The sequence below is a fragment of the Maridesulfovibrio ferrireducens genome, assembly GCF_016342405.1.
Classification (GTDB): Bacteria; Desulfobacterota; Desulfovibrionia; order Desulfovibrionales; family Desulfovibrionaceae; genus Maridesulfovibrio; species Maridesulfovibrio ferrireducens_A.
In genome coordinates this window covers 62,273-80,769 of the sequence record NZ_JAEINN010000001.1, presented here as the reverse complement: position 1 = coordinate 80,769, position 18,497 = coordinate 62,273, and the positions used below count along the sequence as shown (strand labels likewise).

Genomic DNA, 18,497 nt, shown 5'->3' with positions numbered 1-18,497 from the left:
GCAAAAACAGGATTAATCGGATTTCAATGAAAAAAAAACGTTTGCTTATTATAGGTACAGCTAAACAAAGCTATATCAAAGACTATCTAGCAAAGATTGACTACAACACTACGGAAGTCCACCTTCTTGTCCCCGAACGTGACAGGGAAACTTACAGCCTGCCCAATATCAGTTATTTCAAAGGTAATTTTCACCCTCTTTTTCTGCCACTCTTAAAAAGGATGCTTTCTTTCAGACCGGATGAAGCCGTCATTGTCTGCGGCATGACTTATGACCATGACAATGTGGTCAAAGCGGTCAGTTTCTATTCATGCTTTAAAAATCTCAAAGTCAAAATTTCAGTCAGGAACATTGATGTACCAGCCGATATAAACCTGCGTCCGTCACCTGCAAAAGAAATAACTAAGTGGGCGGGGTTAGGAACAATCGCCCTGTTGATAAAAGCTGTAGCCCTTTTTAAAAAAATCAGAGTCGGTGAAATATATTCAACCCGCCTTGGGCACTTGACTCTGGAATGTGAAATTTATCTATCTGAGATAGATCTGGGTAGGCATAATGGTTACTTAGACCTCTTTTATTTTAAAGATGACAAAGTCGCCAACAATACGATTGCCTCACTTTATGCCCGGAAAATGAAAATTCACAGATTCAATAAGCACCTGCTCGATGCAATCCGCCGTTTCAATATGGCCGAGCAACATGAACTTCTTCTTAATACCCGTATTATTGCATTTTCCCGCGATTTCGAGTGCATGCTACAGCAAGCTGACCGCCATATAGCTTTTACCGAAGCTCAGGAAATCAAAGGGACTAGCACTCTGAAGGCAATGGGTGTTGATCCGAACCTCCCGCATGTGTGTTTGCTGGGTCGCGATTCCGTATTCCTTCAAGGGGCTATTCCTGTCTTTAATGATGGCGATATGCAGCGACCTAGAAATATGGACATAGACACTTTTAAGTCAGGAACGGAAGAACTCCTCAAACGTGGTTACAATGTTTTAAGGATGGGAAGTGTTGTCAAAGCTCCGCTCCAAATCGATCACCCGAGCTTCATCGACTACGCCACAAGCGGAATTCGTTCTGATTTCATGGACATTTATCTCACTTCTAAATGTTCATTCTTTGTGGGGATTCAAAGCGGCTTGCAACATGTCGCCAGTGCTTTCAGGATTCCCTGCCTGAGAGTTAACGTTGCCCGTCTAGAAATGATTGAATATTGCTATCCTGAAGATTTAATTCTTTTTAAACTGCTCTGGTCCAAACGCGAAAAAAGAATTCTCAAAGTTTCGGAACAATTGGAATCAGGAATCAGCCGCTGGCCGATTGAAAAGTTCATAAATTCCGACATTGAGGTTATAGACAACACAGGGGATGAACTTCGCGAAGCAATACTTGAAATGCACCGGAGAATTAACGGTACGTGGAAAACCTCTCCCGAAGATATTGAACTACAGAACAAATATAGATCGTTTTTCAAAGTTTCTGAATTGAACAGCCGCTTTGACACTCCTGTCAGCTCATACTTTTTGCGCAAACATGCCGCAAAACTTTTTTAACAGGCACAAGAGGAATTAAATGGATAAACCGATCATTCTGATACAGGCCGCATCCCGAGCATGGAGCGGCGCGCCGGACTGGTGCATGAATGAAATAGACGGCCGCCCTGTTGTTGCCCTGACAGTTGAAAACGCACTCAATCAGTTTCCCGACGCTAAAATTTATATAGTTGCACCGGCCTTTGACAAAGGAGGACGGCTCGACGACCTGCCTTCGATGTTTCCTGCACACAAAATTGAAGTCTTTTACGGATTTGATGACAGCCCGCTGGAACGCATGATCAATGCTCTTCAACATGTTCCGGACGAAACACTATTCGTGAGAGTTGACGGACTTCACTTCGGCTGGCTTCCTGAGCATGCAGCAGAAATGTTGAAAATTGCGGAACAGAATCATCTGGACTGTATAAAAATGGAGGATGACTTCCCCATTCAGCTTACCGCGGACATATACAGGCTGAGCGGGTTAAAAAAAGTTATATCCATGCTCAAATATTTACCGGAGGCAGGAGTCTTCAAAGTTCATCCAAAATTTTTCATGTTCAGCAACAGCGCTGATTTCAAATGCGAACGATTCAAAACATATTCCCCTGTCAGCGATGAATGGCTTAAAAAATGCCGAGAAATTGCGCATGGAGTTTATGTCGAAGGCCGAATGCAGGTCAGCAACAAAAACATAAAAACCGGTGACCAGCTCAGATTCCACTATGAACTGGCTCTTGACTTCATCAATCCGGGAATGACCGTTCTCGACTGTGCCTGCGGACCCGGTTACGGGGCAAGAATGCTTGCTGAAAAAGCTACGCATGTTATTGCTGCCGACCTTGATGAAACAACTGTCAGCAATGCGGCCGCCGAAACAACACAGAAAAACCTGACATTTAAAATTGGTGATGCTACCGCCTTTAATTGTGCAGACCAAACATTTGATGCAATCACCAGTTTTGAAACAGTTGAACATGTTGATCCTGCTCCTTACTTCAAGGAAATGTTCAGGATTCTCAAACCCGGCGGACGGCTTATTTTGAGCACCCCCCAAAACAGTCTGGGGCATATCCCCGTGAACTCCCAGCACCTGAGAGAATTTTCACTCGAAGAAATTACAAATCTATGCTCGGAACATTTTGAAATAGAAAAGATTATAGGCATAAAACAGGGAAGAGTCGTATTCCCTAATGATCACAAGGGACAGAACACTTTTATGGTCTGCAAAAAACCGGAATAATCTTATGAAAAAGACTCTGATCATAATTGGCGCGGGGTTGGAAACAATCCCTGTGATTCAAAAAGCTGTTGAGATGGGACTCCATGTGGTCGCCACCGACCTCAATCCCGAAGCTCCGGGGTTCAAATATGCCCATGAAACTGTGATCGGATGCGTCTACACCCCTGAAAAAAGCGTCGAAGCTCTCAAACTTTGGGCGGCAAAAGGGAAAAAACCTGATGGAATAATGTGTGCGGCTGTTGATGCCCCGCATACCGTTGCTGCTGTTGCTGATTTTTTTGGAATTCAAGCAGTAAGCAACGAAACGGCAGCCCTCGCCACCGACAAGTTGGCAATGAAAAACCGTTTCAAAGAAACAGGCATACCCATTCCTTGGTATAAAGAACTTTTTGATGCCGATGAACTTAGAAAAAATTTTACAAAACGGAAAGAAAGTCTCGTCATCAAACCGGTGGATAGCCGGGGTGCCCGCGGAGTGTTGCGCCTTGAATACGGTTCAGACACCCTCCCCGATTTGCAATGGGCTTTTGAACATGCACAACATGAATCGCCTGCCGGGCGGGTCATGATTGAAAGCTATCTGAACGGTCCACAAATCAGCACCGAAGGTTTTGTGGTAAACGGGAAAACATACACTCCCGGATTTTCAGACAGAAATTATGAATATATTGACAGATTTTCTCCGCATATAATTGAAAATGGAGGACAACTGCCCTCATTTCTATCAGACGAAACCCAACAGGAAGTGAAAGAACTTACCGGAATGGCGGCAATTGCTCTGGGTATCAATAACGGGGTATTCAAAGGTGACATGGTTGTTCATAACGGCAAACCTTACGTAATCGAAATAGCGGCGAGACTTTCCGGAGGATACTTCTGCACACATGAAATACCGTGGAATACAGGTGTGGACTTTATCGGAACAGCCATCCGGCTTGCAATAGGAGAAACTCCCGCACCAAAGGACATGATTCCTGTATTTCAGGAAGGAGTAGCACAGCGTTACCTCTTCCCTGATCAAGGAAAAGTTGTCAGAATAGAAGGAATCGAAGAAGCTCTTGCTATTGACGGAATCCGCATGGTCGAAATCCGCACACAGGCTGGTTCTATTATTCCTCCGACGACAAACCATCCTGCCCGAGCCGGAGTTGTGATGGGGGTTGCTGAAACGAGAGAAAAAGCTGTCGAAAACGTGAATAAAGCTGTTAACTGCATAAAAATAATCACCGAAAAAAGTTGATATGAAACTGTTTGCAATATTTCATCTCAACCTCATGTTCTCTTCCATACCGGAAGAAAGCCGCATGGAGGTCATTGAACGCTGCTATTGGCCGCTGCTTAATCTTATTGAAAAACACGATTTTCCGCTCGGTATCGAAGCTTCGGGCATAACTCTTGAAATAATTAAAGACCTTGCACCGGAATGGATTGAAAAATTTAAAGAATTGCTCAAAAACGATAAAGCCGAATTAATAGGCAGCGGATATGCCCAGATAATAGGGCCTCTGGTTCCAGCCTCTGTCAATAAAGCAAACCTGCGCATCGGTAAAAACGTATGCAACGAAATTTTGGAAACAACACCCCGTATAGCTCTTGTTAATGAGCAAGCATGGTCCGCAGGACTTGTGGAACATTATATTAATGCTGGCTATGAAGGGGTCTTTATGGACTATGACAACCCTGCCAGATTCTCCGGATGGGATGACCATATTCAGCATTTCCCGCAACGAGTCTCAGGCATTGACGATGAATCAATACCTGTACTCTGGAGTCGCTCCATGGTCTTCCAGAAACTGCAACGATTTGCCCACAAAGAACTGGAACTGTCCGAATATATTGAATACGTTGAAAGCCTTGGAACCGAATCCGGCTGGCTGCCTGTTTATGGAAACGATGCCGAAATATTCGACTTCAGGCCGCAAAGATATAAAACGGAAGCAGTGCAGGAAGCAGACAGTGAATGGTCCCTTCTTCTGTTAGCCTTCAAGGCTCTTCAAAACAGAAAGCATACATTCCACCTCCCCTCAAAAGTTCTGAACGACCTCGACCATCCGCTGGGGGGCAACAAACTTTCATTATGCTCGGCGCAACAACCCGTCCCTGTAAAAAAACAGAGTAAATACAATATCACCCGCTGGGCCGTTAGCGGACGAAACGATTTCTACATAAATTCATTATGCCGCGCTGTTGCCGCCAAACTTGACCAGATCATAGACTCTTGCCCGGAGACAGAACAAAAATGGCGGGAATTGTGTTTCTGCTGGTCCAGCGATTTTCGCACCCACATAACAAAAGAAAGATATGCCGAAGCCATCCAAAAGCTTACGAATATAGCAGAAGAATCAAGTGCGATTGTAGAAGAACCACTTTTCAAAGTTGAGGGCGACACAGTTGCCATGCGAGGAAGAAAGCTTAATGTGGAAACCCCCTCTGTTTCAATAACGTTGAATACTGCCAAAGGGCTGGCAATACATAAAGCATCCTTTGCCTCACACAACCGGTATCCTTCTTTCGGAACCCTCGGGCACGGCTACTTTAAAGATATAGATCTCGGAGCTGATTTTTTCTCAGGTCACATCATCATGGAAGGCCCCGGAATACCAAAAGATACAGATCTTGCTAAAATTACCCCCAGAATAAAAAAGACTTCTGAATTCACAACAATATCCTGCACCATGAATCTATATCAAGGGTCCCTTGATAAGGCTGTCAGAATTTACAGAGACAAACAGCAGATCGATGTTCTGTACAAATTTTCTTTAAACGAACCGCCACGAGGCTTTATGCGTCTGGGGCATGTGACTCTTCTCACCGGAACAATGAATCCGGATAAGCTTTTTTACGCAACTTCAAACGGCGGAAAACGGGAAACACATTTCCTGAAAGATTGTACTTTCGATCATAGCGACCATGTTTCTTTTCTCGTATCGTCATCTCAAGCTCTAGGAATGACCGACTCAACCGTGATTTTGGGAGGAGAGGAAAGAGCTCTTGAAATTTCCCCTATGGTTAAAGAGCATGCATTTATCGGTATGATTAAATGCCAGCAGGCAACCCCTTCTCCTTTTGTCAGAGTTTTTTTCTCTATGCAGGAAATGGATGAAACCAGCCTGCAAACTTCCTGCGAAGGTTCAAATTATATTTTTTCCACCGGCTTTTCTATCAAGCCATACATGGAGGATAAGTTCTAATGATTAACAACAAGTCTGTATTAATAACCGGTGGAACAGGTTCCTTCGGGCAAAAATTTGTAGAAATAGCTCTCACCCAATATAGACCGCAAAGACTTATCATCTTAAGCCGAGACGAACATAAACAACAGGAAATGCAGGAAAAGTTTTCTCCCGAAGATTACCCATGCCTTCGCTATTTTATCGGAGATATCCGCGACAAAGACCGGCTTCTCAGAGCCTTTTGCGGGATTGACCTTGTCATCCATGCGGCAGCGATGAAGGCTGTTCCTTCCTGCGAATACAACCCCTATGAGGCTGTGAAAACTAATATTCTAGGGACTCAAAACATAATAGAAGCAGCGATAAACGAAAAAGTCTCACGGGTAATAGCCCTCAGCACCGATAAGGCTTCAAATCCGATGAATTTATACGGAGCAACAAAATTATGCTCTGACAAATTATTTATCAACGGCAACAGCTATGCAGGAGTCAAAGGGACAAGGTTTTCAGTCGCCAGATATGGAAATGTTCTCGGAAGCAGAGGAAGCATTGTTCCCAGATTTTTAAAATTAAAAAAAACAGGACGGATTACCATAACTGATCCGGATATGACACGATTCTGGATTACTATGGAACAATCGATAGATTTTGTTATCAACAGTCTGGAAGTAATGCAGGGTGGTGAAATATTTATACCTAAAAGCCCCAGCATGCGCATAGGCGACATGGCGGAAGCCCTCTGCCCCGACTGTGAAATGGAAATAATCGGAATACGCCCCGGCGAAAAAATGCACGAACTTATCATCCCCGCAAATGAAGCCATAAACACTTACGAGTTTGAAAATTACTATGTGATCCAGCCGGCCTACCGCTACTTTGAAAGGGATAAAATAACCTGCAACGGTGTTAAAGTTCCCCAAAAATTCGAATACAGCTCCGACACCAATACCCAGTGGCTGAGTAAAAGCGACCTTCTTAAAATGGTTTCAGTATAAAAAAGCACGGCGTAAAAAATATGAACTCATCACGACCCAAACTTTCTGTTTCCATACTCGACACAAAACGCATCACTCCGGCGGAATGGGACGGCTATCAATCCTTTCCAACTATCACAAAAGTTAACGAAGACTTTCTGGTGGGGTTCCGCAGAGCTGTTAATATCCACCCTGATTTACGGGGGGTCATGGACCACGGCATGGCCGGAGATATTTATACAACCAGATCAACCGATGACGGTCTGACTTTTAAAAAACCGAACCTTGTAATCAGTCATGCCACGGATAAAACCAATGAGCATGACGCTCTGGTCACAGCTCTTGATACAGAGCGAGTGGTAATGATCACCCGCACCCACACCGCTGAACTGCGCCGAAACTATTTTTCACTGAGCACCGACGGAGGGAAAAGTTTCCCGCAAAGACGTCCCCTTGATCCTCCCGGAGGAGAATGGGCATCCTTCGGACACTTCATCCCGTCGCAGGACAAAGCAATTTTCATCGGAACATTCTATAACGGTGCAGGATGCGGAACATTCAAGTTGAATCCTGAAACGCTTGAAATATCTCATCAGTCATTTATGTTTAAACACACCGAAAACTTCAGAATGAATGAGACATCCATCACTCGTCTAAAATCAGGCAGAATCCTTGCCCTGATCAGGCAGCAACCCTGTTATGAGGGATTATTCAAATCTCACTCTGATGATGAAGGTCTGACATGGAGCACTCCTGTCTCTATAGGTCTATACGGAGAAGCCCCTGCGCTCCTGCTGCTACCGAATGGAAACGTTCTGATGATTTATCGGGGAATGATCCGTAAAAACCGCAGATGCCGGGTTGCCCTTTCTCTGTCCAAAGACGGGGGAGAAACGTGGAGTCATCCGCAAACCCTTGCATGGTATAAAGGCGGCAGATTTCATGGAGGATACGGGGACCTTGCTCTGAATTCAAAAGGACAAATTATTGCCGTATATTATATATCAAGAAAACATGAAGCTCCTACAGTTGAGCGGATGTTGATTGAGATTAATCAATAAAAACAAAAATGAAGAACATCCTCTCAAATCCCCCCCTCTTCGTCTCTGAAGTCTCAAGCAACCATGCCTGCGACATAAACCGTTGTTTCAAATTTATAGAAACCTCGGCCCGCATAGGATGCGATGCTGTAAAATTTCAACTCTTCAAAATAGACGAGCTTTTTGCCCCTGAAATTTTAGCAAAAAGCGAACAGCACAGAAACAGATCTGCGTGGGAGCTTCCTGAATCTTTTATCCCTGCAATCGCAACACGGTGCAACGAAACAGGAATAGCCTTTTCATGCACCCCCTTTTATCTGGGTGCTGTCGAAATTTTAACTCCATATGTAGACTTCTTTAAAATTGCCTCATACGAACTGCTCTGGAGTGACCTGCTTATTGCTTGCGCGCGGACAGAAAAACCCGTTGTGATCTCAACAGGAATGGCTGATATGAATGAAATCTCCACAGCAGTTTCCACCCTTAGCAAAGCCGGTTGTAAAGATCTGACACTACTGCACTGCGTTTCCGGTTATCCGGCACCTGCGGAACAGGCAAACCTTTCTGCAATAAACACGCTGAGAAATGAATTCCATTGCAAAACAGGCTGGTCTGACCATACAGTAAGCGAAGGAGTTATCCAACGCGCTGTACATAAATATGATGCTGAAATGATTGAATTTCACCTTGACCTGGATACGTCAGGCGCTGAATATTCTTCCGGACACTGCTGGCTACCGGATGATGCAGAGAGACTTATTAAAAATGTACTTACAGGCTTTAACGCAGACGGTGATGGAATAAAAACACCTACCCCTGTGGAACAGCCGGACCGGAAATGGCGCGCGGACCCCGAAGACGGATTGCGGCCGATAAAATCGATCAGAAGAGACTGGAAAGCTTAGACTTAAATTGCGAGCTCTGAATTGAGCGTGGAAAAGGATATAGAAATGACAAGTATTGATAATAAAATAAAAAGCATCTCTGAGCTTTCTGAAATTGCGGCAGAGCTTAAAAGTCAGGGCAAAAAGATAGTTCTTTGCCACGGGGTCTTCGACCTTCTCCATATAGGACATATCCGTTACCTAAGTCAGGCTAAAGAGCATGGCGATATTCTCATCGTAAGCCTAACGCCTGATCACTATGTAGATAAAGGACCGGACCGTCCTGCTTTTACTGAAATATTACGTGCAGAAGCGCTGGCATCACTGGGTGAGACTGACTATGTAACTATCAATGAATGGCCCACAGCCGAAGAACTTTTGCGGCTCATCCGTCCTGATGTGTATGCTAAAGGTGATGAATTCAAAGATGTTGATAGTGATCCTGCCGGAAAAATCGGCGGTGAGGCTGATGTCGTTAAAGAGATCGGTGCAAAACTTATATTTACTTCGGATATTGTTTTCAGTTCATCAAATCTGATTAACCGCTACCTGACTAAAAACAGCGAAGAACTTGACGAATATCTAAAAATGTTTCGGAATCGCTACGAGTTGAAGGATCTTCTGACCATGCTTGATGATATGAACAATTTAAAGGTTCTGATCGTCGGCGATACTATTCTCGATGAATATCAGATTGCTTCAACACTGGGTAAATCATCCAAAGACCCTATTCTTGCTCTCAAGTATCAATCCCATGAAATGTACGCAGGGGGCGCTCTGGCAGTTGCAAATCATGTGGCAAATTTCGCGGGAGAAGTTACCCTGCTGTCCATGCTCGGGGATACAGACCGTTACGAAAATTTTATCAGAGAAAAACTTAATCCCAAAGTCGTTCCGCACTTTTTCACCCGCTCCAAAGCTCCCACGACTCTAAAGAGAAGATTTATCGATGCTTATTCCCTGAGCAAGATCATGGAAATCTACATAATGAATGATGATCCATTAGCCAAAGATCTTGAACAAGAGATATGCAGCCAGCTTGAACAACTATTAGACGGATATGACATTGTTATCGTCGCGGATTTCGGACATGGTTTCATAACTCCGGCAATGGTCGAACTGCTCTCTGAAAAAGCTCCGTATCTTGCCGTAAACACACAGGCAAACGCCGGGAACAGAGGTTTTAATACTATCGGCAAATTCCCTAGCTTGGACTTTTTCTCTCTGGCAGAGCATGAATTAAGGCTTGAATCCCGTGATCAGGTAAATGAACTAAGGCCCCTACTGATAGAAGTCGGAGAAAAATTAAACGCAAAGCTTGCGATGGTGACTCAAGGCGGACGCGGCTGTTCCCTATGGAATCCTGTCAGTGAATTTGTCAGGATACCCTCTTTCAACTCTAATGTAGTAGACAGAGTCGGAGCAGGAGATGCGCTGTTCTCCATATCCGCAATGGCGGGTTGTATGGGACTTCATGAAGAGCTTGTAGGATTTTTCGGAAACATCGCAGGTTCTCTGGCTGTTCAGATTATGGGGAATGATAAATCAATAAGTAAGCAGGATATGCGTAAATATATTACAGCCACGCTAAAGTAGGTTTTTATGCCCAGCAAATATCAATTATTCGATCGCTCAAAACTGAGGGTTCTTCCCATTTCTGAAAGGAAAAGCCTCCTCGACACTTCAATAATAGCCATTCCAACGCCTTGTGAAAAAGTCCATCCATCGCTGGAAATAATCGCTGAAAACTTAGCCACGGCACGCGATAACGGCAGTTCCAGAATCCTCATGATCGGAGCTCATGTTCTACGTTCGGGGATGCAAAAATACCTGTTCGATATAATGGAAAAAGGATTAATCAGCTGTATTGCTGTAAACGGAGCGTGTGCAATTCATGATTTTGAATATGCGCTGCACGGCAGAACCACTGAAAGTGTTGCAACTTACATATCAAACGGACAATTCGGATTATGGCAGGAAACAGGTATACTGAACGATATTATTAATGAAGCAGCTAAAGACGGACGGGGTTTCGGTGAGGCAGTGGGTGAGTATATCGTAAAGAACAAACTGGACCATGCAGATATCAGCCTTTTTGCCAAAGCTTATGAGCTGAATATTCCCATAACGGTTCATGTCGGCATAGGCTATGACATCGTCCATGAGCATCCGAATTGTAATGGTGCGGCAGTCGGACAGGCAAGTTATACTGATTTTCTAATTTTTGCAGAGGCTCTTGAATCCCTTGAGGGCGGTGTTGTTATGAATTTCGGAAGCGCGGTTATGGCTCCTGAAATTTACCTCAAAGCCTTATCAATGGTTCGCAACGCAGCTACAGTTTCAGGCAAAGAAAAAGCCATTTGCCATTTTACAACCTTAGTATGCGATTTGCATGATTTACCTGAAAAGGTAAATATTGAAGCCTCCAAAACAAATGCCGAATACTATTTCAGACCATGGAAGACTATGCTGATACGAACTGTTGCAGATGGCGGAAGGAGCTACTATGTCCGAGGATTTCATGCCGATACAATCCCGCAGCTCTGGACAGCAATCAAAAAAAAATCACCCGCAGGACAAAACTTTGTGGAATAAACATACAGATTTATTACAGAATTGCTTGAACTCTCTTGAAGTGGAATGTAAACCTGAGTTTAATACCACTTGTGATCAAGCCTTTGAGTTTTGGAAAGAAAAGACGGTTGAAATTCGCAGTAATGGAAATATTATCTATCTTGTCGGCAACGGCGCCAGCGCATCAATGGCAAGCCACATTTCAGCCGACCTTGCAAAAAATGCCCATGTTCATACGCAAGTCTTTACCGATTTGGCACTTATTACAGCCCTTGCCAACGACATTTCCTTTGATCAGGTTTTTGTCGAACCTCTGAGACGACGGCTGACTCCATCTGACATGCTTGTAGCTATCAGCAGTTCCGGCAACTCGCCGAATGTTGTTAATGCCTGCCGCTTTGCGTCTGAACAGGGAGCTTCGGTTGTAACTCTCACAGCCATGGCTCCGACGAACAAGATGAGACAGATCGGCGATCTCAACTTTTGGCTACCTGCCGAAACATATGGCATGGCAGAAACAGGACACGCCTGCATCCTGCACTACTGGATGGATTCAGTTTCTGTTAATAATATCTGATAAAGGAAAATTTCATGAGCGATAAATATAAAATTGATTCACACAAACTCCATCTCCACCCCGCAAGAGTTGCAAAATGGCTCGCCGGAGAAAATATCGGTCCCATTTTTATGGAAGTCAGTCCAAGCGGATGCTGCAACCATCGTTGCCGATTCTGCGGCTATGATTTCATGGAATATGTACCAAAATTTCTTGATTATGAAATCTACAAAAAGCGCATAAACACTATTGCTGACACAGGGTTAAAAAGCATCGTGTTCTCGGGTGAAGGTGAACCGTTCATGAACACGAAATTCACCGATATATGTATTGCTACAACCGAAGCCGGAATAGATATAGGAATAGCCACCAACGGAGTGCTCATGACTCCTGATAAGCTGGAAAAGATAATTCACGGCTTGTCATGGGTAAAAGTCAGTTGCAATGGAATAACTCCCGGAAGCTATCAAGAAGTACACAGGTCACCTGATGGAGACTTTCAAAAGGTTATGAACAACCTTAAAGAAGCCGTCGCCATCCGCAAAAGAACCGGTTCCGACTGTGTTTTAGGGCTGCAAAGTCTACTGCTACCTGAAAACGCATCCGAGATGATAAATTTGGCCGAAATGTGCCGGGACATAGGTTTAGATTACATTGTAATAAAACCCTATTCTCAACACCCTCAAGGAATTACAAAAGAATTTGAGGGTCTTACTTACGAAGAATTTGTAGATCTTGGAAAAGAACTCAGGGCACTGGAAACAGACTCATTCAAAGTGATATATCGCGAAAAAACCATGGACAGACTGCAAGAGCAGGACAAAGGATATGAGCGCTGCCTTGCTCTCCCTTTCTGGTCATACATGGATGTTGATTTAAATATCTGGGGATGTGGAATTTTCATAGGTGATAATAAATTTTTATACGGCAATCTCCGGGAACAGAATTTCAAAGAAATATGGGACGGCGATAAGCGTGCTCAGTCACTCAGCTGGTGTAATGACAACCTTGATCCGCAAAAATGCAGAGTAAACTGCCGCATGGACAAAATGAACATATATCTGTGGGAATTATGTCACCCCGGACCTCATGTAAACTTCATTTAGGCGGCCTATTGTGCTAATCGGATTTGATCTGGATAACACCATCATACGCTATGATAAGTCTCTGCATAAAATTGCACTTGAGCGGGGACTTATTCAAAAAAACGTACCGATGCTCAAGCGTTCCATACGCGATGAAGTCAGGCGGCTGCATGGTGATGAAGAGTGGCAGAAGCTTCAAGTAGCAATATATGGAACTGAGATTGATAAGGCTGAGCTGATGTCTGGAGTATGGGACTGCCTTCTCACCTTAAAACAAGCCGGACACTCCTTTCAGATTGTCAGCCACAAAACCCGTTACCCCAACTACGGACAACTGAAAATTGACCTGCGAAAGTGTGCTTTGAATTTTTTAACGGAAGCAAACTTTTTCTCAAATGATACTCTTTCAATGTCAGTAAATGACATGTTTTTTCTTTCTACAAGAGAAGAGAAAGTAAGAAAAATAGCAGAACTTGGTCACCATTACTTTATTGACGATCTTGAAGAAGTTTTCACTGAACCGCTTTTCCCTGATAATGTTCATAAGATTCTTTTTTCTCCTGAAAAAGACGGGCACAAACTACCCGGCTGTTCTGTTTTTTCAACATTCGAAGAAATCAGTAATTTTATTGTAAAAAGGACAGACAATGGGACAATCTGAAATTGAACAGCTTGTCCATAATTCTTTAGAAAAAAAGGTCCTTTCGGCAAAAAGAATCTATGCCGGACGGAACAGCAAAGTATATAAAATCCTTTGTGAGTCAGGAGAAACTTACGCCGTCAAATTCTATACCCAGCTTACAGCTGACGGGCTTAGCAGACTTGATCAGGAGTGGGCTGCGATATCTTTTATGACACAAAACCGGATTAAAAATATTCCAGTTCCGGTTGCCATTGATTCTTCTAAACAGGCCGCCATCTATTCGTTTATAAACGGGACTCCTGTTGATAAAATCAAAAATAATGATATTCATGAGGTTTTGACATTTCTTAAGGAATTAAAAACCAGTTCCACAACCGGGAAGGCGCTCAACATATCTTCTGCGGCGGAAGCATGTTTTTCTCCAGCGGAAGTTGTGGAGAATATCAACAAACGGTTTAATATTCTTACGGCAATCCCCGAAGAGGATGAACTTTTTCGTGAAATGCGCCTTTTTTTGGAAAAAGATTTTTCAGAAGAACTCGAAAAAAGCACAACTTTTGCAAAAAACCAGCTCGGAATTGAAACTTGGAACTCCCCTCTGCCCGATAAATTACGGACATTAAGTCCATCCGACTTAGGATTTCACAATGCGTTACGCACCAGTCATAACAACTTATATTTTGTAGATTTTGAATATTTCGGATGGGATGATCCTGTGAAAACAGCTTCTGATTTCCTACTTCACCCTGCTATGAACTTAACGAAAACAGATATAAAAATATTTTATTATGGTATGAATGAAATTTTTAGGAACGACAAAAACTTTGAAATTAGATTTAAATCACTTTTACCTCTTTTCCGTTTAAAGTGGTGTTTGATTCTGCTGAACGAATTTTCTAATAAGAACTTGAAAAGACGAGCTTTCGCATCTGGAACACCGGACAATGTCCAAAATTTGAGAAAAGCTCAACTTGAGAAAGCAAAACTTTTTTTAGCTAAAGATAAAAAGATACTTAATACTCTTTTTGAGACTTATTAACCCATTATTACATTTTATTTTTAATAATACAGGAGGTCGACTTTGGATCACAGATCAAAGTTGCTCAGAAAAAAAATTGTAGATGTTTTGCATAATGCAGGGCGAGGTCATATCGGCCCGTCTCTTTCTTTAGTTGAGATAGTACGGGTTCTCTACGACTCCGTACTCAAATATAACTCTGCCTCCCCTGAACAAAACGACAGGGATCGCTTTATCCTCAGCAAAGGACACGGCTGTCTTGCCCTATATGTAATGCTGGAAGAAAAAGGATTCATTACCGAGGAAGAATTGTTCAGCTTCTGCCGCTTTGACGGATTACTGGGCGGACATCCCACAGCTAAAATCCCCGGAGTTGAGTTTGCTACCGGAAGTCTTGGGCATGGTCTATCATTTGCCGTGGGAATAGCTTCTGCGCTAAAAATAAATGGATCAAGCAGCAGAGTTTTCACGGTTCTCGGTGACGGCGAATGCGGTGAAGGTTCTGTATGGGAAGCAGCAATGAGCGCAGGAAAACAAAAGCTCAGCTCTCTGACCGCCATTATTGATTACAACAAACTGCAATCATATGGATGCACTGAACAAATTTCGGGATTGGAACCTTTTGCGGACAAATGGAAAAGTTTCGGCTTTGCGGTAAAAGAAGTGGACGGGCACAACGTGAAAGAACTTGAGCAAGCATTTGCAGATCTTCCATTTCAACAGGACAAGCCGTCAGCCATAATTTGCCACACTGTGAAGGGTAAAGGAATTCCGTTTGCTGAAGGAAACCCTGCATGGCATCATAAAACAAAAATGTCTGCGGAAGAACATGAGCAGATGATTAAATGTATCGAGGATTATGATGCGTAAAGCTTGTCTGGAGCAGGTCTACGAACTTGCAAAAAAAGATAGCCGGGTTGTATTTATCGGCTCTGATCTCGGGGCGGGAACCCTGTGTCATTTTCAAAAAGAAATGCCGGATCGCTTTTTTATGGAAGGCATAGCCGAAGGACACGCTGTCGGCATGGCAAGCGGCATGGCTCACGAAGGCAAGATTGTTTACATCAATACAATCCAGAGCTTTCTGACTCGTCGCTGCTATGAACAGATTGTTCTTGATGCCTGTCTGCACAACTTAAACGTAAGATTTATCGGTAACGGCGGCGGGCTGGTTTACGCCCCGCTAGGTCCAACTCACTGGGCCACCGAAGATCTGTCCATTTTAAGAGTCATACCCAATCTGACGATCCTGTCTCCGGCTGACGCTGAGGAAATGGTAAGAATCATGCCTCATACTCTGAGCCATCAGGGCCCCATTTTTATCAGGCTCGGCAAAGGGTATGACCCCATAGTGACTAAAGAAAAATCTTTTGAAATAGGTAAAGCCTACAGCTATGGGGAAGGTAAAGATGTATTGCTTGTCGGTTGCGGAGTTACGCTTGGAGTGATGCAAAAGGCGAGTGAGCTGTTAGCAAAAGAAGGTATTGCGGCCTCAATTCTTCACACGCCCACAGTTAAACCCCTTGATGCTGAAATGATTATTTCCAAAGCCCGCAACACTTCATGTGTCATAAGTGTGGAGGAAAATACAATCCTCGGCGGACTGGGGGGTGCTGTTGCTGAAATTCTTGCGGAAGCATGCCTTGATAAACCTCTACGGTTTAAACGTATCGGGTTGCCAGACACTTTTTCTGCTCATTATGGTTCGCAGCTTGAACATTTTGCTCACGTAGGAATCACTGCGGAAAATATTTTATGCGAAGCGCAAAAACTGCTCCGAAAATAACATCAGCATAACTAAAAAGAATCCACAATGAAGAACAAAAACAAACAGGCAGACAAACAGATCAGATTGTCTCCGCACATGGCCTACAATCTGAAAAAAGATCCCAAAAGGCTGGCTTTTGTACTGGCTCGCTATGCCTTTGCCGCACAAATGACGGATAGTTGCGAAAGCATTCTTGAACTAGGTTGCAGTGAAGGAATCGGCGCACCGATGCTTCATAAAGGGACAAAAAAATATTTAGGATTGGATCTTGATACGCCTGCAATTGAAGCCGCTGAAAAGAACTTTTCAACGGAGAGTGTACGCTTTGAAAACACAAATTTTCTGGGCCTTCAGGAAAGCTTTTTTGATGCGGTCGTCAGTCTGGATGTAATAGAACACATTCTTCACGGCAAAGACGAAGACGCATTCTTTAAAACCATCAGTGATAATATTCATAGTGACGGTATTTGCGTGATAGGCACTCCCAACGCAACAAGCACGCCTTACGCATCCCCTGAAAGTCAAAAAGGGCACGTGAATATGTTTGATGCCAATCGGCTCAAGTCAACAGTTGAAAAATATTTCAAAACAGTGCTCATTTTTTCAATGAACGATGAAATTGTCCACACCGGTTACTACCCTATGTCCCATTATCTTTTTGCTGTGGGCTGTAACAAGATAGAGCAAGGATGAGTATGACTGATCAAAAAACAAACAATCCTGAAGAAAGCTGGAAAGAAATGATTGAGGAATTCGGGAACGATCACTCTCCCCTCGGTCCGAAACTTTCCAAAGCTTTTACTGAGGATTCATATTCTCTCATGTGGCATGTTTCATGGTTCAAATTTGCAGGGAAAATGATTGGCGACAAGGGTAAAACACTTGTCTTCGATCCGCTTGAAGGACTTGGAGCATGGACTGTTGCCTGCGAAACTAAAGATGTTATCGCGGCCCTTCCCATTATTGATTCATACGAAAAAATACGTGCAGCATGGCCTGCCGAAAACATTCTTTTTGAAAAAAATACTGAGAGACTGCTTTCCGCTGACAAACTTTTCGCCGGAGTGGTCTGCTTTGACATTGGCGAACACAAAAGCAGGACAGAGTGGGAATCATTTTTTAAGGACGGTTCCCGTATTGTTGTTGACGGTGGAATAGTGATAGCTGGAGGAAGAGGCGACGAACTTGCACAGGTTCTGAAAAAAGCTGCTTCTGCTAATTTTAAGCATGTATTCATGTTCGGGCAGGGACAGCCTCATCCTTGCATCTCTCCCGCCGATGCAGTGATTGTTTTGGCCTGTTAGTTATAAAAAATAGGATGCGCATGGGCAAGCTGCTAAATTTAATTACTTCGATTCACACGGGCACACACCGTGAATATCTACCGCGGATGATAGACGACAAAGTCGCTTGCATGCTCAAAGCCAAAGAATATGAGATTGACTACTGGGACGGCAGCCGTCGTTTCGGATACGGCGGTTACAGTTATATGGAGGGGCGCTGGACTCCAATGGCTCAGGGACTAATTGATACCTATTCGCTCAAAAAAGGAGCGAAAATTTTAGACGTGGGATGCGGCAAAGCCTTCCTGCTCTATGAATTACATAAGCTAGGCATGGACGTGCACGGTTTTGATATTTCACAACATGGATTGAGCGGAGCTCCAAAAGAAATCAGAAGCAGACTTTTCACTCATAGAGCTGAATCTGCCTATCCATTTAAAGACAATAATTTTGATCTGGTTATTTCAATAAATTCATTACATAATCTTCAAATTTTTGATCTTAAAAAAGCACTCAAAGAAATGGAGAGAGTTGGAAAGAATAAGTATGTATGCGTTGAAAGTTACAGAAATGAACAGGAACTATTCAATCTCCAATGCTGGGCTCTGACCTGTGAATCTTTTTTCAACAAACAGGAATGGGAATGGCTTTTTAAAGAATTTAATTACACAGGCGATTACGAATTCATATATTTTGAATAATTTTTATACAAGGATAT

18 protein-coding genes are annotated in these 18,497 nt (G+C 43.4%); all 18 read left to right on the top strand.

Annotated features, from left to right (window positions below):
* Positions 1-26 precede the first annotated feature (26 nt).
* The 18 genes from JEY82_RS00320 to JEY82_RS00235 are packed head-to-tail and all read left to right on the top strand — an operon-like array spanning position 27 to position 18,480.
* Positions 27-1,556 (top strand): TIGR04372 family glycosyltransferase, encoded by a 1,530-nt coding sequence (locus JEY82_RS00320; RefSeq protein WP_304081525.1) that lies wholly within the window; start codon positions 27-29, stop codon positions 1,554-1,556.
* Positions 1,557-1,575: 19 nt separating this feature from the next.
* Positions 1,576-2,781, top strand: coding sequence for a class I SAM-dependent methyltransferase (locus JEY82_RS00315; protein WP_304081524.1), 1,206 nt, complete (start codon positions 1,576-1,578; stop codon positions 2,779-2,781).
* 4 nt (positions 2,782-2,785) lie between these two features.
* The gene (locus JEY82_RS00310) at positions 2,786-4,021 is read left to right on the top strand and encodes an ATP-grasp domain-containing protein (RefSeq protein ID WP_304081522.1); all 1,236 of its coding nucleotides are present in this window, start codon (positions 2,786-2,788) and stop codon (positions 4,019-4,021) included.
* 1 nt (position 4,022) lies between these two features.
* Positions 4,023-5,972 carry a glycoside hydrolase gene (locus JEY82_RS00305; protein ID WP_304081519.1) on the top strand — a complete coding sequence of 650 codons (1,950 nt, stop codon included), beginning with the start codon at positions 4,023-4,025 and terminating at the stop codon, positions 5,970-5,972.
* On the top strand, positions 5,972-6,949 hold the full coding sequence (gene pseB / locus JEY82_RS00300) for a UDP-N-acetylglucosamine 4,6-dehydratase (inverting) (RefSeq protein WP_304081517.1): 978 nt from the start codon (positions 5,972-5,974) through the stop codon (positions 6,947-6,949). Before JEY82_RS00305 ends, pseB begins: the two co-directional genes overlap by 1 nt.
* 20 nt (positions 6,950-6,969) lie before the next feature.
* Complete coding sequence (locus JEY82_RS00295) at positions 6,970-7,989, top strand: sialidase family protein (protein ID WP_304081514.1); 1,020 nt, start codon at positions 6,970-6,972, stop codon at positions 7,987-7,989.
* A gap of 8 nt (positions 7,990-7,997) precedes the next feature.
* Positions 7,998-8,873, top strand: a complete 876-nt coding sequence (locus JEY82_RS00290) for an N-acetylneuraminate synthase family protein (protein WP_304081511.1) — start codon at positions 7,998-8,000, stop codon at positions 8,871-8,873.
* Positions 8,874-8,918: 45 nt separating this feature from the next.
* Positions 8,919-10,448 carry a PfkB family carbohydrate kinase gene (locus tag JEY82_RS00285; protein ID WP_304081508.1) on the top strand — a complete coding sequence of 510 codons (1,530 nt, stop codon included), beginning with the start codon at positions 8,919-8,921 and terminating at the stop codon, positions 10,446-10,448.
* A 6-nt stretch (positions 10,449-10,454) separates the two neighbouring features.
* Positions 10,455-11,447 carry a hypothetical protein gene (locus JEY82_RS00280; RefSeq protein WP_304081504.1) on the top strand — a complete coding sequence of 331 codons (993 nt, stop codon included), beginning with the start codon at positions 10,455-10,457 and terminating at the stop codon, positions 11,445-11,447.
* A complete protein-coding gene (locus tag JEY82_RS00275; RefSeq protein WP_304081501.1) occupies positions 11,437-12,003 on the top strand; it encodes an SIS domain-containing protein in 567 nt (188 codons plus the stop codon). Before JEY82_RS00280 ends, JEY82_RS00275 begins: the two co-directional genes overlap by 11 nt.
* A 14-nt stretch (positions 12,004-12,017) precedes the next feature.
* Positions 12,018-13,088 carry a radical SAM protein gene (locus tag JEY82_RS00270; protein ID WP_304081498.1) on the top strand — a complete coding sequence of 357 codons (1,071 nt, stop codon included), beginning with the start codon at positions 12,018-12,020 and terminating at the stop codon, positions 13,086-13,088.
* Between the two features lie 10 nt (positions 13,089-13,098).
* Entirely contained in the window at positions 13,099-13,728 is a 630-nt protein-coding gene (locus JEY82_RS00265) for a hypothetical protein (RefSeq protein ID WP_304081495.1), read from the top strand.
* Positions 13,715-14,749, top strand: coding sequence for a hypothetical protein (locus tag JEY82_RS00260; protein WP_304081493.1), 1,035 nt, complete (start codon positions 13,715-13,717; stop codon positions 14,747-14,749). The genes JEY82_RS00265 and JEY82_RS00260 overlap by 14 nt, the downstream gene beginning before the upstream one ends.
* Before the next feature lie 42 nt (positions 14,750-14,791).
* On the top strand, positions 14,792-15,598 hold the full coding sequence (locus JEY82_RS00255; RefSeq protein WP_304081491.1) for a transketolase: 807 nt from the start codon (positions 14,792-14,794) through the stop codon (positions 15,596-15,598).
* Positions 15,588-16,514, top strand: a complete 927-nt coding sequence (locus JEY82_RS00250) for a transketolase family protein (protein ID WP_304081488.1) — start codon at positions 15,588-15,590, stop codon at positions 16,512-16,514. The genes JEY82_RS00255 and JEY82_RS00250 overlap by 11 nt, the downstream gene beginning before the upstream one ends.
* Positions 16,515-16,541: 27 nt before the next feature.
* Complete coding sequence (locus JEY82_RS00245) at positions 16,542-17,189, top strand: bifunctional 2-polyprenyl-6-hydroxyphenol methylase/3-demethylubiquinol 3-O-methyltransferase UbiG (RefSeq protein ID WP_304081485.1); 648 nt, start codon at positions 16,542-16,544, stop codon at positions 17,187-17,189.
* Positions 17,190-17,191: 2 nt separating this feature from the next.
* Positions 17,192-17,800, top strand: a complete 609-nt coding sequence (locus JEY82_RS00240; RefSeq protein WP_304081483.1) for a hypothetical protein — start codon at positions 17,192-17,194, stop codon at positions 17,798-17,800.
* 20 nt (positions 17,801-17,820) lie between these two features.
* Positions 17,821-18,480 (top strand): class I SAM-dependent methyltransferase, encoded by a 660-nt coding sequence (locus JEY82_RS00235; RefSeq protein WP_304081481.1) that lies wholly within the window; start codon positions 17,821-17,823, stop codon positions 18,478-18,480.
* Positions 18,481-18,497: the final 17 nt, after the last annotated feature.

Excerpts from the sequence above, each read along its gene's own strand:
- JEY82_RS00260 (WP_304081493.1), top strand. The coding sequence starts at position 13,715 with ATGGGACAATCTGAAATTGAACAGCTTGTCCATAATTCTTTAGAAAAA.
- JEY82_RS00320 (WP_304081525.1), top strand. The coding sequence starts at position 27 with ATGAAAAAAAAACGTTTGCTTATTATAGGTACAGCTAAACAAAGCTAT.
- JEY82_RS00280 (WP_304081504.1), top strand. The coding sequence starts at position 10,455 with ATGCCCAGCAAATATCAATTATTCGATCGCTCAAAACTGAGGGTTCTT.
- JEY82_RS00235 (WP_304081481.1), top strand. The coding sequence starts at position 17,821 with ATGGGCAAGCTGCTAAATTTAATTACTTCGATTCACACGGGCACACAC.
- JEY82_RS00295 (WP_304081514.1), top strand. The coding sequence starts at position 6,970 with ATGAACTCATCACGACCCAAACTTTCTGTTTCCATACTCGACACAAAA.
- JEY82_RS00290 (WP_304081511.1), top strand. The coding sequence starts at position 7,998 with ATGAAGAACATCCTCTCAAATCCCCCCCTCTTCGTCTCTGAAGTCTCA.
- JEY82_RS00310 (WP_304081522.1), top strand. The coding sequence starts at position 2,786 with ATGAAAAAGACTCTGATCATAATTGGCGCGGGGTTGGAAACAATCCCT.
- pseB (WP_304081517.1), top strand. The coding sequence starts at position 5,972 with ATGATTAACAACAAGTCTGTATTAATAACCGGTGGAACAGGTTCCTTC.
- JEY82_RS00285 (WP_304081508.1), top strand. The coding sequence starts at position 8,919 with ATGACAAGTATTGATAATAAAATAAAAAGCATCTCTGAGCTTTCTGAA.
- JEY82_RS00315 (WP_304081524.1), top strand. The coding sequence starts at position 1,576 with ATGGATAAACCGATCATTCTGATACAGGCCGCATCCCGAGCATGGAGC.
- JEY82_RS00245 (WP_304081485.1), top strand. The coding sequence starts at position 16,542 with ATGAAGAACAAAAACAAACAGGCAGACAAACAGATCAGATTGTCTCCG.
- JEY82_RS00240 (WP_304081483.1), top strand. The coding sequence starts at position 17,192 with ATGACTGATCAAAAAACAAACAATCCTGAAGAAAGCTGGAAAGAAATG.
- JEY82_RS00305 (WP_304081519.1), top strand. The coding sequence starts at position 4,023 with ATGAAACTGTTTGCAATATTTCATCTCAACCTCATGTTCTCTTCCATA.
- JEY82_RS00270 (WP_304081498.1), top strand. The coding sequence starts at position 12,018 with ATGAGCGATAAATATAAAATTGATTCACACAAACTCCATCTCCACCCC.
- JEY82_RS00250 (WP_304081488.1), top strand. The coding sequence starts at position 15,588 with ATGATGCGTAAAGCTTGTCTGGAGCAGGTCTACGAACTTGCAAAAAAA.